Origin of the sequence: Streptomyces sp. 4F14 (assembly GCF_048159485.1) — a bacterium.
In the GTDB taxonomy this organism is placed as follows: Bacteria; Actinomycetota; Actinomycetes; order Streptomycetales; family Streptomycetaceae; genus Streptomyces.
This window is the reverse complement of record NZ_JBLRVY010000183.1, coordinates 1-402: the sequence shown is the minus strand read 5'-3', so window position 1 is coordinate 402 and position 402 is coordinate 1. Positions and strand designations below refer to the sequence as shown.

Genomic DNA, 402 nt, shown 5'->3' with positions numbered 1-402 from the left:
CGCGCGCCTGCCCTACCCGCAGGACTACCGCTGCCCCTTCGGCATCGGCGGCGAACGCGGCGCCGAACTCGCCGCCCGCTGGACCGAGTCCGTCCTCGACGACCCCAAGTCTGGCGTCCGGCGCCCGGCCGGGATGATCCTCGAACCCGTCCAGGGCGAGGGCGGAGTGATCCCCGCGCCGGACGGGTGGCTGCGGCGTATGCGGCAGATCACGGCCGACCGCTCCATCCCTCTGATCGCCGACGAGGTCCAGACCGGAGTCGGGCGCACCGGCTCCTTCTGGGCCGTGGAGCACAGCGGCATCACACCCGATGTCATGGTCCTCTCCAAGGCCATCGGGGGCAGCCTGCCTCTTGCCGTCATCGTCTACCGCGACGACCTCGACGCCTGGCAACCCGGAGC

The 402-nt window shown here is 71.9% G+C and carries 1 protein-coding gene; it reads left to right on the top strand.

What is annotated here, in order from left to right; genetic code table 11:
- On the top strand, positions 1–402 hold a 402-nt coding region (locus ACLZOT_RS50225), incomplete at both ends, for an aminotransferase class III-fold pyridoxal phosphate-dependent enzyme (protein ID WP_416976020.1).